General features: G+C 50.2%; 1 protein-coding gene. It reads right to left on the bottom strand.

The genetic code is table 11. The features are described 5' to 3' along the window. Nucleotides 1–44: 44 nt before the first annotated feature. Nucleotides 45–1,192, bottom strand: a protein-coding gene (locus tag ACSEXS_RS22565) for an IS3 family transposase (RefSeq protein WP_438435489.1) whose coding sequence is annotated in 2 segments (ribosomal slippage) — nucleotides 45–910 and nucleotides 910–1,192 — 1,149 coding nt in all. Because the reading frame shifts where the segments join, the coding sequence is not laid out codon by codon here. Nucleotides 1,193–1,287 lie beyond the last annotated feature (95 nt).

Genomic DNA, 1,287 nt, shown 5'->3' with positions numbered 1-1,287 from the left:
GGAACTGACCCCCGTTTGCGAGACAGGGATCAAAACACCTTGCGTCATGAAGCAGCCAGTTGCCGGTATTCAATCGGTGACTGGTTGTTTAGTTTCGCTTGAATTCGTATTGCGTTATAATAATGGATGTACTCCTGTACCAGTTGTACAACGATTGCAGTCGTCGTACAAGTGAGATTGTCGAGGTAGAACGTTTCAGACTTTAGCGTGGAATGAAACGATTCGATGAGGGCATTATCAGCGGGCGTCCCCTTGCGGGACATGCTCATGGTAATGCCCTTTTCCTTGACTGCCTTTTGGTAATCGTGTGAGGTGTACACGGATCCTTGGTCACTATGCAGCATGGCTCCGCTCACGGCAGGCAGTTGCTGCAGCGTCTCCAACACAAATCGTACATCCTGCTTATTTCCAATACTGTAGGCGATCACTTCGCCGTTGTACAGATCCAAAATGCTCGACAAATACATCATGGTACCACCATAAGGAAGATACGTAATATCGGTGACCAGCTTTTGCAGAGGCCGGTCCGCATGAAACTGCCGCTTCAGCAAGTGTTCCGCTACCTGCGCAGGTTGTCCCGAATGCTTCCGTTTCTTTACCTTCACCCGGCATTGCCAACCCTGCTGTTGCATGATCCGTTGGACGCGCTTGTGATTGACGGTCTCCTGGCGCCGCAACTGCGCGGTGATCTTTCGATATCCATAACGAAAGCGATGCTTCTGACATAACTCCTCAATGCGTGAGACAAGCATATCCGGCGTTGTACGAAGCCCCTGCTTCTTCCAGCGATAGTAGGTCGAACGCGGCAAGCCGATCCATGCGCAGGCTTGCTGTACCGTAGTTTGGCTCTGAATACGCTCCATCCATGGAATTACGGTTTCAGGCGACAACTCCTCTCCAACTCCTTGAATTTTTTTAGCACGTCGATTTGCTGCTTAAGAAAATGGTTCTCCGCACGCAGTTCCTCCATCTCCGATTTGAACTCCGGGCCTTTGCCATAGCTATACTGCTTGCCAACAGGCTGATGGAGACGGTGTATTTCTCCGTTTCGATACCAGTGTAACCACTTATTCAATTGCGTCTTATTCCGGATGCCAAGCTCGTCCATTACGGCTCGGACAGGGACGCCCGCCAATCTCATCTCAATCGCCTTCATTTTGATCTCCACCGGGTAACTCACTCTTGTTCCCAACGTAAAACACCTCCAAGTTTGTCCTCCACAGCTTACGACATGGATGAGGTTTCTTGAAGGTGTTTTGATTTGTCTCACGCTAGGGGGTCAGTTCC

Origin of the sequence: Gorillibacterium terrae, assembly GCF_051594785.1 — a bacterium.
In the GTDB taxonomy this organism is placed as follows: domain Bacteria; phylum Bacillota; class Bacilli; order Paenibacillales; family NBRC-103111; genus Gorillibacterium.
This window is presented reverse-complemented; position numbering and strand designations above follow the sequence as displayed.